Origin of the sequence: Sulfuracidifex tepidarius, assembly GCF_008326425.1 — an archaeon.
GTDB classification, from domain to species: Archaea; Thermoproteota; Thermoprotei_A; order Sulfolobales; family Sulfolobaceae; genus Sulfuracidifex; species Sulfuracidifex tepidarius.
Genome location: NZ_AP018929.1, coordinates 1,210,729 through 1,225,832 on the forward strand (window position 1 = coordinate 1,210,729; position 15,104 = coordinate 1,225,832).

General features: G+C 45.7%; 17 protein-coding genes. 12 read left to right on the top strand and 5 right to left on the bottom strand.

Annotation, left to right across the window (positions count from 1 at the left end; all coding sequences use genetic code 11):
* Positions 1 to 7: 7 nt before the first annotated feature.
* Positions 8 to 1,378 carry a dihydrolipoyl dehydrogenase family protein gene (locus IC007_RS05945; RefSeq protein ID WP_054845676.1) on the bottom strand — a complete coding sequence of 457 codons (1,371 nt, stop codon included), beginning with the start codon at positions 1,376 to 1,378 and terminating at the stop codon, positions 8 to 10.
* Between the two features lie 2 nt (positions 1,379 to 1,380).
* The gene (locus IC007_RS05950; protein WP_054845677.1) at positions 1,381 to 1,755 is read right to left on the bottom strand and encodes a hypothetical protein; all 375 of its coding nucleotides are present in this window, start codon (positions 1,753 to 1,755) and stop codon (positions 1,381 to 1,383) included.
* 59 nt (positions 1,756 to 1,814) lie between these two features.
* Between IC007_RS05950 and IC007_RS05955 the strand changes: the two genes are divergently transcribed.
* Positions 1,815 to 2,465 carry a tRNA(Phe) 7-((3-amino-3-carboxypropyl)-4-demethylwyosine(37)-N(4))-methyltransferase gene (locus IC007_RS05955; RefSeq protein WP_054845678.1) on the top strand — a complete coding sequence of 217 codons (651 nt, stop codon included), beginning with the start codon at positions 1,815 to 1,817 and terminating at the stop codon, positions 2,463 to 2,465.
* Here IC007_RS05955 and IC007_RS05960 read toward each other — a convergent pair.
* From IC007_RS05960 to metG, 3 genes are read right to left on the bottom strand one after another with little or no spacing between them, the layout of a single operon-like run.
* Positions 2,379 to 2,999, bottom strand: a complete 621-nt coding sequence (locus IC007_RS05960) for a 7-carboxy-7-deazaguanine synthase QueE (protein WP_054845679.1) — start codon at positions 2,997 to 2,999, stop codon at positions 2,379 to 2,381. The two genes, IC007_RS05955 and IC007_RS05960, sit on opposite strands and share 87 nt — an antisense overlap.
* Positions 2,980 to 3,972: an NOG1 family protein gene (locus IC007_RS05965; protein WP_054845680.1), complete on the bottom strand. Its 993-nt coding sequence runs from the start codon at positions 3,970 to 3,972 to the stop codon at positions 2,980 to 2,982. Before IC007_RS05965 ends, IC007_RS05960 begins: the two co-directional genes overlap by 20 nt.
* Positions 3,966 to 4,313: a methionine--tRNA ligase subunit beta gene (gene metG, locus IC007_RS05970; protein ID WP_054845681.1), complete on the bottom strand. Its 348-nt coding sequence runs from the start codon at positions 4,311 to 4,313 to the stop codon at positions 3,966 to 3,968. Before metG ends, IC007_RS05965 begins: the two co-directional genes overlap by 7 nt.
* A gap of 105 nt (positions 4,314 to 4,418) precedes the next feature.
* On the opposite strand from metG, the gene IC007_RS05975 reads away from it, so the two are divergent.
* The 11 genes from IC007_RS05975 (at position 4,419) to IC007_RS06025 (ending at position 15,103) form a co-directional block, all read left to right on the top strand.
* Positions 4,419 to 5,117, top strand: a complete 699-nt coding sequence (locus tag IC007_RS05975; protein WP_054845682.1) for a phosphoribosylaminoimidazolesuccinocarboxamide synthase — start codon at positions 4,419 to 4,421, stop codon at positions 5,115 to 5,117.
* On the top strand, positions 5,114 to 5,362 hold the full coding sequence (locus IC007_RS05980; protein ID WP_054845683.1) for a phosphoribosylformylglycinamidine synthase subunit PurS: 249 nt from the start codon (positions 5,114 to 5,116) through the stop codon (positions 5,360 to 5,362). Before IC007_RS05975 ends, IC007_RS05980 begins: the two co-directional genes overlap by 4 nt.
* Positions 5,359 to 6,030, top strand: a complete 672-nt coding sequence (gene purQ, locus IC007_RS05985) for a phosphoribosylformylglycinamidine synthase I (protein WP_054845684.1) — start codon at positions 5,359 to 5,361, stop codon at positions 6,028 to 6,030. Before IC007_RS05980 ends, purQ begins: the two co-directional genes overlap by 4 nt.
* Positions 6,027 to 8,132, top strand: coding sequence for a phosphoribosylformylglycinamidine synthase subunit PurL (gene purL, locus IC007_RS05990; RefSeq protein WP_149528495.1), 2,106 nt, complete (start codon positions 6,027 to 6,029; stop codon positions 8,130 to 8,132). Before purQ ends, purL begins: the two co-directional genes overlap by 4 nt.
* Positions 8,122 to 9,477 carry an amidophosphoribosyltransferase gene (gene purF, locus IC007_RS05995; protein ID WP_149528496.1) on the top strand — a complete coding sequence of 452 codons (1,356 nt, stop codon included), beginning with the start codon at positions 8,122 to 8,124 and terminating at the stop codon, positions 9,475 to 9,477. The genes purL and purF overlap by 11 nt, the downstream gene beginning before the upstream one ends.
* A 2-nt stretch (positions 9,478 to 9,479) precedes the next feature.
* Positions 9,480 to 10,688 (top strand): amidophosphoribosyltransferase, encoded by a 1,209-nt coding sequence (locus IC007_RS06000; protein ID WP_054845685.1) that lies wholly within the window; start codon positions 9,480 to 9,482, stop codon positions 10,686 to 10,688.
* A gap of 5 nt (positions 10,689 to 10,693) precedes the next feature.
* Entirely contained in the window at positions 10,694 to 12,115 is a 1,422-nt protein-coding gene (gene purD, locus IC007_RS06005) for a phosphoribosylamine--glycine ligase (RefSeq protein ID WP_149528497.1), read from the top strand.
* Positions 12,109 to 13,083, top strand: a complete 975-nt coding sequence (gene purM / locus IC007_RS06010; RefSeq protein WP_149528498.1) for a phosphoribosylformylglycinamidine cyclo-ligase — start codon at positions 12,109 to 12,111, stop codon at positions 13,081 to 13,083. Before purD ends, purM begins: the two co-directional genes overlap by 7 nt.
* Before the next feature lie 56 nt (positions 13,084 to 13,139).
* A complete protein-coding gene (locus IC007_RS06015) occupies positions 13,140 to 13,604 on the top strand; it encodes a hypothetical protein (RefSeq protein ID WP_149528499.1) in 465 nt (154 codons plus the stop codon).
* Positions 13,605 to 13,702: 98 nt separating this feature from the next.
* The gene (locus tag IC007_RS06020) at positions 13,703 to 13,852 is read left to right on the top strand and encodes a ribbon-helix-helix domain-containing protein (RefSeq protein WP_054845753.1); all 150 of its coding nucleotides are present in this window, start codon (positions 13,703 to 13,705) and stop codon (positions 13,850 to 13,852) included.
* Positions 13,853 to 13,927: 75 nt separating this feature from the next.
* Complete coding sequence (locus IC007_RS06025) at positions 13,928 to 15,103, top strand: argininosuccinate synthase (RefSeq protein ID WP_149528500.1); 1,176 nt, start codon at positions 13,928 to 13,930, stop codon at positions 15,101 to 15,103.
* Position 15,104: the final 1 nt, after the last annotated feature.

Here is a 15,104-nt window from a genome sequence, read left to right on the forward strand (position 1 = left end):
TTTCGTTCTAATACATCTCGCCAGAAACTGCTCTTTGTACAGCCTCGCTTACGACCTCGGTTATTGTCGGGTGAGAGAAAGTTACGGGGTACAAGTCGTTTACTGTTGCTGAGAGTTCCATCGCCATGCTTACTGTATTTATGACCTCAGTAGCACCTTCGCCGACCATGTAAGCACCGTGGATCCTCCCGTCCTTTCCTATCACTAGTTTGAAGAAACCTTGAGGCTCGTTTACAGTTAGCGCTCTGGGTATGCTCTCCATTTTCACTGTTATTTCCCTTACCTCTATCCCTTCGTTCTTCAAGTCGTCGATGCTCTTACCTACGCTTCCTATCTCAAGGTCTGCGAAAATTGAGAGTGGCATGTACTTTGGCATCTTCGACTGTTTTCCTCCTATGTTGTCTCCAGCTACCAACCCTTGTCTCCAAGCCTTAGTTGCCGAAAGAGCTCCTCCAGTTACGTCGCCTACTGCGTATACCTTGTTATTGGACGTCTCTGCTTTGTCATTGACCACTATGTAACCTCTCTTGTCAACGTTCACCTTGAGGGAGTTAAGGTCTATTCCTTCAGTCACTCCCTTTCTCCCTATAGTTATAACTGCTAGGTCTCCGTCTATGTCCTCCGATGAGGAAGGTGTTTCAACGTGGAACCTGACCTTTTCGTCGGCACTGGATATCTTTGACTTGGCTTGAAGGATTATTCTTATGCCTTTCTCCTCCAGTCTGGACTTCACGGCGTCAGCTACGTCCTTATCCATGCCGGGAACTGGTAGGAGTCTCGGCATGAGCTCCAGTATTGTGACTTCCTTTCCCATGGATCTGAACAAGGTTGCTAGCTCGACCCCGGCTACTCCCCCACCGACTATTACAACCTTCGGCGGAACGGACTGAAGGTTCATGGCACTCCATGGATCCAATACATTCTTTCCATTCAGCGGAAAATCTGGTATGGAAATTGGAACTGATCCTGTAGATATCACCATTTTGTCTGTAGTGATCACTTTCTCACCGACCTTTACCTCTCCCTCCTGCTTGACTTCAGCTCTTCCCGGTATCACCGTAACTCCATATTTATCCAGAGTGTGCTTTAGGTTTCCCCTAAGCTTCTCGATTACCTCGTTCTTGTGCTGGTTCAAAGCCTCGTAATTTAGAGACAACTCTCCGTTGCTTCCCTTTCCTATCCATTTAGCCTTGTCGGCTTTAGAGAGAAGTTTGACTGCGTCTATTAAGGTCTTAGAGGGAATACACGCTCTGTTTATACACTCTCCTCCCAGCTGATCTTTCTCTACTATTGCGACCTTCTTACCAGACTCAGCAGCCCTTATTGCAGCCGCCAGTCCTCCAACACCTCCGCCTATGACAGTTACGTCAAAGTCCATAACTAAGATTTCTCTCTAGATAGTATAAAGGCTTTCAGCTTTGTAGCTACTTCAGCCAGATCTGGGTCTACCACAATCGGAGGACAATTAAGGGAGAAGTACTCAAGCTCGGTGTATACTCGGTACCTCCTGTGAATGTCATCTAAAGAGTAATTCAAGTTAAGGAAGTCCTTTACGAAGTTAACTCCATCGCACTTGTTGAAAATTATTGAGAGTAGACCCAAGTCTATTATCCTTTTCCTTCCTTTCATCTGAAGGATAACGTTGGTGCCAAGTTTTATTTCCACTCCTTTAAGTTCGTCAGGGTTCAGATTTTCGATAGTGATCACGTCCTCTTCTTCAAGCTTGAATCTCTCCAGAATTTCTGCTAAAGACACTGTCATGGGAAGTTGTAGGGAATTTAAAAACTTTTTACTCGAGCTATCAAAGTTAGGCTATGGACGAGTGGAGCTCGCTTAGGCAGAAAGCATGGGAGAGGATTTTTAGAGACAAGGAAATAGGATACCTTGACCCTGATATCTTCCCCCTCCTCGAAGCTTTTAGAAAGAGAGAAAACGCGTTCACGCAGAGCAGCTGTAGTGGAAGAATTACCATAATAGATTCCGTCTTTCCATGGTCAAGGAAACATTCGAGCGTGATCTATAAGAACCACCTCGGAACTACAGTAGACGAGTTCAAAGAAATTCTTGCACAGAACCAAGCATGGAGACTTTGGCTTGTCGTACAAGGTCCGATAGTCCATGTTTACACTAGAGACGAGAACGAAGCATGGGAGATATTGAGAATAGCCAGATCGGTTGGGTACAAACACTCAGCGATACTCACTGAAAACTATAAGGGAACTTTGGTAGAGCTTAGAACTGGGATAAAGATGGTTCATCTATTGAGAGAGAATCAGAGCGACGTGATAAACGATGAAGACCTCGAAAGGATAGTGAGGGTTTCTTTGGACGTACTGAAAGAAGGTAAAAGGAAAATGGATGAACTCAGGCAAGCTATCTTATCTGACGGAGATGATTCTGTGAAGCTGAGGAAGGACTCTGAAGGGAAGCCCGAGGTCCATGACATCGGAGGAAAGTTGCCTTAAGGACTCTATGTAATCTTCTCTCCTTCCGTCTGGCTGGACTATCACTTTACCTGGGTCTATCCCGTGTTCTTCTACGAAATCCTTGACCTCCTTCAGATCCTCTTTGTTAAGTATGACGAACTTGAAGTAAGTTGCCCAGTCCATTTCCCCGTAATTTATCCTATGACCGCTGTTCCTTAGCTTAGGAGATACAGAGAACACATCTACCGTCTTTCTCAGTTCATCGCTGGGTTTGATGGTGCCGTTAGTCTCGACGGCTATCCTCTGACCTTCAGCTTTAAGTCTGCTCGCAAGGGGGATCAGGTTCTGAAGAAGAGGCTCTCCGCCAGTTATAGTAGTCATCCTAATTTCGTTCCTTATGTGGGAGACGATCTCGTCTACCCCCATCTTGATTCCTTTCTCCCAGGAGTACGTGGTATCGCACCAAAGGCACCTCAAGTTACACCTGGCTAACCTTATGAAGTTCGATGGTGTGCCTATGATTTCGCCTTCCCCTTGTATTGAAGTAAATATCTCAATTATCCAATAGTCCACGATCCAGTGATGTACCTAGCATTTTTAAGATTTCTTTTTTAAGTTCCTCTAGACCTATATCCTTGTCAGCACTTATCTCGAGGGCGTTCTCAACCCTAGCCCGAACTTCATTGTAATACGTATCGTCTTTTTCATCGATCTTGTTTATCACTGGTATGGTTCTCTTCTCACTCAGTTCCTTAACTTCCTTAAACAAGGAATATTGGTCTTCTATACCATAATATGACAACGGAGAGACATCAAAAACGAATACAACTATCCCCTTTAGGTTCTTCAATGCGTTTACGCTCCTCAGTTCTATTTGATTCCTTTCCGTGTTAGGTCTATCCAGTATCCCCGGCGTGTCTATGAACTGTATCAACCTCTCCCCCATCCTCATATGTCCCACGTGGATATCCTTGGTGGTGAAAGGATAGTTAGCTATCTCAGGCTTTGCTCTGGTTAGCTTGGATATCAGAGTGGACTTCCCTACGTTAGGTGCCCCTGCTACGATCACTGTAGGAAGGCTAGGGTCCACAGCCATCATCCTCTTTAACTGCACTGTTACCTTAATCAAGAAGGAAGTGCACTCCCTATTTTTCCTGAGGATAGACGAAGTCCTGCCGAAAGTCCTCCTCATTATGGCGTTAGCTTCCTTCTCGTCCTTGGTTTTTATAGTGTTTATCCCTTCTCTCAGGGACTTCATGGCGAGGTCTGCAGTTCTGCTCGTGTTAAAGAGGCATATCTTAACCCTGTCTATGTCAGCAAGTATCTCGACGCTCTCCTTGTAGAAAGGGTGAAGCTTCTCCACTCTTGGAAACTTCGACACGAAGTCCTTGTATTTCTCTACTTGGTTCATGTAAGTTAATAGCCTGTTGATCTCTCTCTCCTTCACCGTCTTGCCTTGGATCTTCGGAAGTCTGTTCAAGACCAAGTTTATTACGTCATCTACTTCGGGAGGTACCGGAACCCTCTCGAACGGCGTCCTCAACATACTGAAGTTCCAGGGGGTATATCCCCATCATCAACTGTGAGTAACCTAGGTCTAATTCCCTTCTCTTCGTCTTCTTTACATCCCGCCGCAAGTATCATTCCTTGGCTCTCGAAACCCCTGATTACTCTAGGTTTCAAATTAGCTATGAGAATTATCTTCTTTCCTACCATTTCTTCTGCCGTGTAGAGTTCCGCAATGCCTGAAATAACTTGCCTAGTTTCAGTTCCAATGTCTATCATTAACCTCAGGAGCCTAGTTCCTTCGATTCTCTCTGCAGTCTTCACCACACCCACAACGAGCTTGAGTTTCGCGAAGTCGTCTATGGTTATCTGCTCAGACATACACAACCCTTCAACTAGAGATACATAAAGCGATATTTACTTGACTAAGTAAATGAAAACGTCACTACTAGTGAATCTTTTTAACTCGGCTAAGTTAAAGCGAGTATGGGGGAAAAGTTAGGGGAAGGTAAAACAAAGGAAGTTTTTTACTTGGACGAAGATCACGTTCTCCTCAAGTTCAAGGACTCTGTAACTGCAGGTGATGGCTTAAAGAAGGACGAAATAGAGGGAAAGGGAGTCCTCAACGCTCAGACCTCGGCTCTGTTCTTTAGGGTCCTCGAGAGTGCTGGGATTCCAACTCATTATGTCAGTATGAAGGACGAAAGGACAATGATAGCGAAGAAACTTTCCATGATACCGGTTGAGGTAGTAGCCAGGAACATAGCGACAGGTAGTATTGTAAAGAGGTTGCCGATAAAGGAGGGCGAGATCTTCGACCCGCCTATAGTGGAGTTCTTCTTGAAGGACGACTCGAGACATGATCCCCTTTTGAATTATTCTCATATGGAGTATTTTAAGTTGATGAGCAGGAGGGAGGCTGAAGAGGCAGAGGACATGATAAAGAGGGCAATAAAGGTTCTTTCTGATTATATAAACAAGAGAGGGTTGATTCTGTACGATCTGAAACTAGAATTTGGAAGGTTGAAAGGGAATTTAGTCGTGGGAGACGAAATATCGCTTGATAGTATGAGGGTGAGGAACCCTAAGGGAGAAATATATGACAAGGACATCTACAGGAGAGGAGAGCCTCTCGACAAAGTGAAGTCGAAGTACTCAGAGTTCCTAGGGTTGATGTCACATTGATCTGTAACGTGGAGCTTATAATTAAGACTAAGACGGAGGTCAGGGATCCCGAGGGAGAGAGCATAAAGATGTATGCCGTAAATAAGGTGGACAGTAACGTAGCAGATGTCAGGGCCGGAAAGTACCTCCTTTTCAAGTTAGAGGCTGACACATGCGAGAACGCTTTAAACAGGGTAAAGGAGATAGCAGAGAAGGCCAGGCTTTACAATCCAATTATTCAAGAAATTCAAGTGAGACTATCATGACCAAGAAAGTCGCAGTTCTAAAGTTTCCTGGCACTACATGTGAGGGCGATGTAGAGAAGGCTTTGAGAGAGGCTGGAGGAAACCCTCAGGTTGTAAGGCATGATAGCTTCGATCCAGACAAGTTTGACGCAGTTGTCCTTCCGGGCGGGTTCAGCTACGGAGATTACTTGGTAGCGGGAGCAATAGCTGCAAGCGGAGATTCCATGAGGAAAGTGAAGGAGATGGCAGAAGAGGGAAAGATAGTGCTCGGTATATGCAACGGATTTCAAATATTGGTATGGAGCGGACTCCTGAAGGGAGCACTCCTGGAGAACTTAAACAGAAGGTTTGTAAGCAAGTGGGTCTACGTGAAAGTCGTTAACGATTCCACTGCAATAACTAAGGGATTGAAGGGGAAAGTCCTCAGACTTCCAATAGCACATGCAGAGGGAAGGTACTACCATAAAGACGTAAGCGAAGTGAGCCCGGTTTTAGTTTACTCCTCTCAAGAAGGAAAGGTGAGTGACGAATATAACCCGAATGGATCGTTACAGAACATAGCCTCAGTCTCTAATGAAGCGGGAAACGTGATCGGCATGATGCCACATCCAGAGAGGGCCTCATTTAAGAACATATCTCCTTTCGGAGAGCCAGACGGTCTCTATCTTCTTAGGGGTGTTGTGAATTGACTCTCTTTGAGGAAGAGAAGAAAATAGCCAGGGAAAAGCTGGACCGTGAACCGTCTGAGGCAGAGTGGAAAGTTTTGGACGCGGTTTGGTCAGAACATTGCTCTTACAAGTCCTCAAAGTTCTTCCTCCACAGTTTGCCGAGCACTGGAGAAAACGTGGTGATGAGTGTAGAGGACTGGCAGGACGCTGGAGCAGTAGACATAGGGGGAGGATACGCTCTAGTCCTCAAGGTGGAGAGCCACAACCATCCTTCGGCGATAGACCCTTTCAACGGTGCCGCGACGGGAGTGGGAGGGATAATCAGAGACATAATAAGCAAGGGAGCTAAACCCATAGCTCTTCTGGACATGATCAGGGTGGGAGAGCTCAATAAGGAAAGGAACAGGTGGTTGCTCAAGAACATAATCAGGGGAATAGGGTTCTACGGTAACAGCGTTGGGGTCCCCGTAGTCGGAGGAGAGATAGGCTTCGACGAAACCTATAACGATAATCCTCTTGTAGACGTCGCTTGCGTGGGCATAGTTAAGAAAGACAGGATTGTTCCAAGCGTCGTGAAGCGACCTGGTTTGAAGCTAGTCCTCACCGGGTTGACCGGTATTGACGGTTTGGGAGGAGCGTCCTTCGCGTCAAGGAGGTTAAGCGGAGAGGATGAAATAGGTGCAGTTCAAATAGCTGATCCTTTCGCCGGGAAAATTACCATCGATTCGACCCTCGAGATATCAGGTAAAGCGGAGGCCATAAAGGACCTAGGAGGGGGAGGTCTTGCTGTTGCAGTAACTGAGATGGCTAACGGTCTTGGAGCTAGGGTTTATCTGGACAGAGTTCCTCTCAGGGTGAAAGAAATGAGCCCTGAGGACATCATGATATCAGAAACTCAGGAGAGGATGCTCTTCGCAGTTAAGCCCGAACTTGTAGACGAGATATGTGAGCCATTCACACGTGATAAGTACCCATGTACGGTTATAGGAGAGACCACAGGGGACGGAGTAATAAGGTTCATATACGAAGGCAAGGAAGTTGTGTCTTTGAAGAGTGAACTCCTGTTATCGCCTTCTAGATTCGTATGGGACTTCTCGTCCAGCTATAGGACATTTAACATGGAATTCCCTGCTCTTACACAGGAAGCGATAAAGAAAGTCATTTCTCATCCTGACCTTGTAAGCAAGGAGTGGGCTTTCTCCCAATTCGATTATGAGGTAGGCACATCCACAATCATTAAGCCGGGGGAAGCGGACGGCGCGGTAGTTTCTCTCCCTAACGGGAAATATCTCGCCGTCAAGGCTGACGCCAACCCGGACTTGTGTCAACATGACCCTTACGAATGCGGTAAAATGATATTTGCGGAGTCCTATCGGAATCTGGCTACCATCGGAGGGAAGGGTATAGTTGCCGTGGATCACTTACAGTTCGGAGATCCCAGGAAGCCTGAAGTTTATGGAGCTTTCATAGACTCCATCAGGGGGATATCCGAGGCATCTAGAGTGTTCAACGTACCGATAGTTGGAGGAAAGGTATCTTTCTATAATGAGAATAAGGAAGGTAAACCGATAAAGCATACGCCTATGATCGTGATGGCTGGAATCCTAGAACACGAACCGATCAGACCTAAGGTTAAAGCAGGAATGAGCATAGTTCATTTGGGGATAGCTAGGGGAGAAATGGGAGGCACTTTGGCATCTAAGGTTTTAGGTATAGATGGCGTACCTCAGAAAGCTAGACTTCATGAGGACTTACTAGCTTCAGAGATAGTGATGAACGGCAAAGAGCCCTTCATAAAGGACGTTTCTAGAGGAGGGCTGATGGCTTCGTTGTTTCCCGTGATAGTTAAAGGCCTTGGAATTAAGGTCAACCTCGATTCAATACGTTCTGACGTTAAAAGCGACTTCGTTAAGGTCTTCTCCGAGGGAAGCGGTAGATTCATTGTAATTACTAACAACCCGAGGGAGATCATCGAAAAGGGAAGGGAGAAGGGAATCATAGCCCAGGAAATAGGTCTCGTGACCGATGAGTCTTTCACCTTGGACATAGGGAAGAAGGTGGACCTAATGAAGGAAGTTAGAAACTACGAGAATTACTTGGAGGAGATGCTGAATGTTCCTTAAAGAGCATTGTGGAGTAATAGGGGTAAGCTCTCCTTTTCCCGTCCCGCTGAAGCTGACTTATGACGGACTTAAGTTGCTTCAACACAGGGGAGAGGAGTCCGCAGGGATCTCTTACGTAGACTCAGGAAACCTGAAGCTCAATCGTGGTCTTGGCCTTGTAGAGGAAGCAATAGATCGTTCTCTTACGTACTTTAGCTCAACTTCATCCGTAGGTCACGTAAGGTACTCCACGTCCGGAGTTCCAGATGTAAGCGAAGCACAGCCTCTCAGTGACGGCAGAATCGTCGTTGCGTTCAATGGAACTATTACGAACTTCTTCAAGTTCGGGAAATATCCAAACGATACTACCTTCATCTTGGATTTCCTCTCCAAGGATTTAAAGGAGGATAGTTCCATGGTAGACGCAATCAAACACTTCATTGACGTTGCAGACGGAGCTTACTCTCTTCTCGTGATGAACTCTGACGGCGAAATATATGCTGTGAGGGACCCGCATGGTTACAGACCTCTCGTAGTGGGAACTGTGGGCGGTTCTTTGATAATATCATCGGAGGATTCAGCGGTCAAGCAGTTAGGGGGTAAGAAGATAAAGGACGTGGAGCCAGGGGAAGTGCTAGGTATCAAGGACGGGGGAATCTTTTACGACGAGGTGGTGAAGTCAAAGCCAAAGACTATCTGTTCTTTTGAGTTCATATATTTCTCTCGTGCAGACACTACGATTGACGGGAATCCGGTTTACCTGAGCAGGGTAAGGCTGGGAGAGATCTTAGCTAGGAGACATGGAGCTGAAGGTGACGTGGTAGTTCCGGTGCCGGACTCTTCACGTCCCATAGCCATAGGTTTCTCCAGAGAGAGCAAGATTCCTCTGGAGGAGGCACTAGTGAGGACAATCTCCTCCAAGAGGTCTTTCATAATGCCGACTCAGCAGGCTAGGTTGGACGCCCTAAAGGAGAAGTTCGGAATAGTCGAAAGCGCAATTCGTGGGAAATCCATAATTCTAATAGACGATTCTATAGTGAGGGGTAACACGATGAAGAGGCTCATATCGAGGCTGAGGGACGCCGGTGCTAAGGAGATCCACGTCAGGGTCGGTTCCCCTATGATAAAGTTCCCGTGTTACATGGGGATAGATTTCCCGAGTGTCAATGAGTTGATAGCGAGGTCGAAGAATGAAGAGGAGATCTCCAAGGAGATTGGTGCAGATTCTGTTCAGTTCTTAACTGTAGACGAAATGATATCAGCAGTGGGGATCTCCACCTTGTGTCATGCTTGCTTCACGGGGAGATATCCCCTTGAAGATAATTATAATTTTTCTTCGTTAGATAAAATTTTTGGTAAGGTGTAAAAATGGCAGGATTAATAGGTATACTTGCATTTGATAAGATTTGGAATATAAATAAATTTTTATATTATGGATTAATAGGAGTTCAGCACAGGGGATATACGAGGTCTGGAGTATCGCTCCTAAGCGAGGGCGGTCTGATCAGGACAGCCAGATCTAGTGTAGCTCCAGAGGATCTGGAATTCGGAGAACTCGAAGGATGGGCTGGTATAGGATACGCTGGGACGTCGAATTACCCCATTCAAAGTGAGGGCATCTCTCTAGCTATAGACGGAGTGATCAAAGACCAAGAGGTATTCGTCAAGGAACTGGAAAAGGATCCGGTAGAAGCTGTGAAGAGGAACAAGCCCACATTCACTTTCGTTGCGATCACCAAGGACGGAAGGATAATAGCTTACAGGGACTACCTAGGTCTCAAGCCACTTTCAATAGGAGGTTTCGGCTTCGATATGGCTATAGTATCCTCAGAGATGACCAGTATGAACGTAATAGGAGGAGAATTGAGGAGAGAGATAGAGCCCGGTGAAATGGTGATTATAGACAGGCTAAATGTGGAAAGTATGAAGCTCTTTTCGCCAGAGAAAAACTATTGCTCAATAGAGTACATCTATCAAGCCAGAATAGACAGCTTCGTTGACGAAAAGGAGATATATTCGCTTAGATTACGCATAGGAGAGAAGCTAGCTGAGGAATATCCTATAGAAGCAGACTGTGTAGTAGGAGTCCCCGACACCGCGTTACCGTTCGCTTTAGGTTACTCAAGGAAGAGTGGAATTCCTATGGATTTGGGTTTCACCAGAACTGGAAGTCCGATAAGAACTATGTTAGCCTCGGACGATTTCACTAAGGTCGTCGGGATCCAGCTGAAACTCAATCCGATAAAAACGGCATTCTTCAACAAGAGAGTAGTCCTGATTGACGATTCCATGGTAACAGGAACTACTTTGAAGAACACAGTGTTTAACTTGAGGAGGTTAGGTGCTAAAGAGGTACATATTCTCATAGGCAGTCCGAAGCTCACGTCTAAATGTCCTTACGGTGTTGCCGTACCCGAGGAAAAAGAGCTCATAGCTGCTAACCTGCCTGACGACGAGATAGCAAAGGTAATAGGGGCAGATTCTATACATTGGCTGTCTTTAAACGGTCTGTACTCAGCCATAGGTCACCGTGACTTATGCGTGGGTTGTATGACAGGTAAGTATCCTACAAGGTGAAAGAAATGAAGATATTAGTAGTTGGAGACGGAGCGAGAGAGAACGCTTTAGCTAAATCTCTCTCGTCACATAAGGTCTTCGCGTTATCCTCATACATTAACCCAGGAATAAAAGAGGTAGTGGATTCAACCCAAGGAGAGTACTTCCTCGGTGAGATTACTCCTGAGGAGGTCAGGAAAATAATATCTAGAATTAACCCAGACATGGGGGTGATAGGTCCTGAGGATCCTTTGTTCAGAGGTGTTTCTGACGAATTCAGAAAGGAAGGTATTCCAGTGTTTGGGGCTAGCAAGAAGAACGCTAGGATAGAGGAATCCAAAGTCTGGGCTAGGTGGCTGATGTGGAAATACGAGATCCCAGGTAGGCTGAGGTATAAGGCATTCTCTACGATGGAGGAAGCCGCGAAGTTCATAAGCGAGTATGGAGGTTCCTTAGCTGTCAAGCCAGCAGGGCAAGCGGGAGGAAAGGGTGTAAAGGTAATAGCTGACATACAAGCTTACTTGTCGAGGGACAAAAGACAAGCTATGGCTAAGAGCGTTAACGAGATAGGTTCCTATTACAACAAAGAGGGAGAACCCAAGATCATAGTAGAGGAGAAAGTGGATGGACCCGAATACACGCTCCACGCCCTCTCAGACGGTAGCACAATTCTTCCTCTTCCTTTGGCACAGGATTACAAGAACGCATATCAGGACGGGATAGGTCCAGAAACCGGGGGTATGGGGTCGATTTCCGGTCCAGGCTTCCTCCTTCCATTCATAAATCAGGAGGAATATGACGGAACTTTTGACATAGTACGGAAGACAGTCTCGGCGGTGGAGAAGGAGACGGGAGAGAGTTATACTGGGGCTATAGCAGGGCAGATGATGCTGACCGGTCTTTGGGGTCCTACTGTTATAGAGTACTATTCACGTTTCGGAGACCCAGAAGCCTCAGCTATAATTCCGAGAATACAGGACTTTGGCGATTTGATCGAGAGAACGGCAACCGGGCATCTGAGCAATGCCAAGTTGAGGGTAGATGAAAGGCCTTCCCTTGTGTGGGCTGTATCTCCTTTAGGATATCCCTTAGACAGGAAGCTAGCCTCAGGCCACAAGGTGTCGATTGACGTACCGAAAATCAGGGAGATCGGCTGCGACGTATTTTTCGGCTCTATAGCACTTGAGGAAAACTCGCTCGTCACTAAAGGCTCAAGGGCCTTAGAGTTAGTATGTCTGGGCGACTTCGAGGAGTCTAGGAGGAAGTTGATGAAGTCATTGTCTTTCATTGAGTCAGACGTTAAGTTAATTTATCGCAATGACATAGGCTCAACGATTCTAGAACAAGAGGAGAAAGCTGAGATCGTAAGGTATACTTACACCTCGAGGAAGAAGAGGGGAACTTTAGGGGTATCCGCTGACTGGTCTCCCAACGGTGGTCTTTGGTGAGCGAGTACAAGAAGTCTGGAGTGGATTTAGACTCAGTAAAGGACATCCATAAAACCATAGCCGACATGCTGAGCAAAACTTACAGGAATACCGTGATAGGTGCAGGACATTATGCTGGGGTCATAGACTTGGACGGAAAGAAGATAGCGCTCCACGTTGACGGAGTTGGAACTAAGACCTTGTTAGCTCTCAAGACTGGGATAATTGAACCTACTGGGATAGACTGCGTAGCGATGAACGTGAACGACATAGCCTGCGTAGGAGCTAGACCGGTCGCGTTACTAGACTACTTAGCCATGGAGAAGGAAGACAAGACCACGATAACAGAGGTTTTGAAGGGGATAATAAAGGGAAGTGAAGAGGCTCATGTGGAAGTGGTAGGGGGAGAAACGGCGATAATGCCATCCGTAGTTAACGGATTCGACGTTTCCTGCTCTGTCATGGGTAAGGTAGAAAGGCTTATAACGGGCTCAGATATAGTTCCCGGAGACATTGTGATCGGCCTGCCTAGCAACGGAATCCACTCAAACGGGTTCTCATTGGTTAGAAGGTTAATAGACCAGGGAAAGATAAGCCTCAAGGACTATGCTGAAGAGATAATGAAACCCACCGCAATATACTCTGACGCAGTCTTGGAAGTCCTCCCAAAGATTCACGGTGCAGCCCACATAACTGGTGGCGCATTCACCAAGTTGCATAGGGTAACTAATCACGGAATCGAGATCCAAATGCCAGACCCTCCGGAAATCTTTAAAGTTATAGAAAATTCTGGAGTACCTCACGATGAGATGTATAAAGTTTTCAATATGGGAGTGGGTATGGTTATATTTGTTTCAGAAGAATATGGGGAAGATGTTAAAAGGGAGCTTGCAAAGAAGAATTTTAATGCAATAGAACTCGGAAGGGTCACAAACTCACATTCCGAGGTCAGAATAACTACGCATAAGGGCAGTGTTCTCCATTTATAGAATAATCATACTTCTTTTTAAACTCTAACTCGTATAGTCCACTCTAGTGACTAAGTATGAAACAGACTGATGTAAAGTCTTTAATAAATTATATAGCCCTAAAAATATTGGGAGGAAGCGACTACGTGCTTGATGCACTTGAGGAGTATCTCGTCAAAGGCGAAGGTCCAGCTTCAGTTGCATATAAGTATAATATTTCAAAACACCAGCTTCGTGGCTACGCACAGAGGATCATAGAGAAGAGCGGAAGCGAAGGCAAAGCCAAGAAGATTGTCCCGATTCTCAAGGACATTTCTATTAACGTTAAACCGGTAGTCAGAAGAAGTGAGGACGGAATGTATAAATGCTCACTGTGTAATATGACTATGTCAAGAGAGGACACAGAGGAACATGTTAGGAAGTACCATAAGGAAGCTCTAACAGTAGCAATAAAGGAGATGCAGACACGTTTAGAGCAAGTAAAGCAGGAGCTACAGAAAGCAAAAGAAGAGAAGACCGTAATATTTACTTCAGCAAGTTAATTTCATGTTCCGTTTTCAACGTAGCCTTTCTCCTTAAGTTAAAACCTTTTCGTTTGATATACTTTTTATTTGGGTATTACATTTTTATAATGAGAATTATGAGAAAGGTCGTCAGTGTTAGATTAAAGGAGGACGTCGTGAATGAAATAGATGTTTACTGTAAGAAGCTGAACAAGAGTAGTAGAACTGAATTTATTAAAGAAGCATTAGACTTTTTTGTTCAAAAGAAAACTAAAGGAAACCTTTAACATTCTCTTTATAAGGAAGAACGTAGTTTTTATTATCTATACCATTTTTAAGTTCATTAACATCGTTCTTTAGGGATGAAAATAGTCCTAGCATACTCGGGCGGGTTAGACACTACAGTTGCAATATCTTGGCTGAAGGAAACCTTCAAGGCTGAAGTTATAACAGTCACAGTGGACGTAGGTCAGCCCGACGATTTCAAGAAAATAGAGGAGAGGTCATATCAAGCTGGATCTTTCAAACACTTCACGATAGACGCGAAGGACGAATTCGCAAACAATTACGTGAAATATTCCATTATGCTCAACGGTCTATATGAGGGAGTTTATCCACTAGCTACTGCCTTAGCAAGGCCCTTGATAGCCAACAAGGTGGTAGAGGTAGCAAAGAAGGAAGGTGCGGAAGGAGTAGCACACGGTTCAACGTCTAAAGGAAACGATCAAGTGAGGTTCGACCTCTCCGTCAAAGCGCTGTACCCAGACGCTAAGATAGTAGCACCCGCTAGGGTGTGGAACATGACAAGGGACGACGAGGTCAAGTACGCAAAAGAGAAAGGAATCCCAATAAAAAGTGAGAGCAGCAAGTACAGTATTGACGAGAATTTATGGGGGAGGAGCATAGAGGGAGACGTGATTTCTGATTCCTCCACAGAAGTTCCAGAGGACGCGTTCGAGTGGACAAAGAAGACAGTTGAGGAACCAGTTACCTTAACTGTAGGTTTCGAAAAGGGAGTGCCAGTTGCAGTTGACGGTGAGAAGCTGAGTTTAACTAAGCTAATTCAGGTAGTAAACTCTGTGGCAGGAAGCCGTGGATTTGGTAGAGTAGACCACATAGAGAATAGGGTTGTCGGATTTAAATCGAGGGAAGTGTATGAAGCCCCTGCTGCACTGCTTCTAACGTCAGCACACACGGATCTCGAGAAGACAGTTTTGACCCCTCACGAGCTCAGGTTCAAGAGGATAATGGACTCTACGTGGTCTGATCTGGTGTATCAAGGTCTTTGGTACGAACCTCTAAGGGAGGAGATACAGCATACAGCGGAGGAAATGAACAAGTGGGTCTCCGGAGAAGTGAAAGTGAAGGTAGAAGGCTCCGGGGCCAGGGTAATAGGTAGGTCTTCTCCTTACTCTCCTTACTCTGAGAAGGTAGCGAGCTACAATAAGGGGTGGTATCCCTCAGACGAGATGGCGAGGGGCTTCATAGAGATATGGGGAATGCATTCCCTACTAGCAAACAAATCGAGGTCTGAATGAG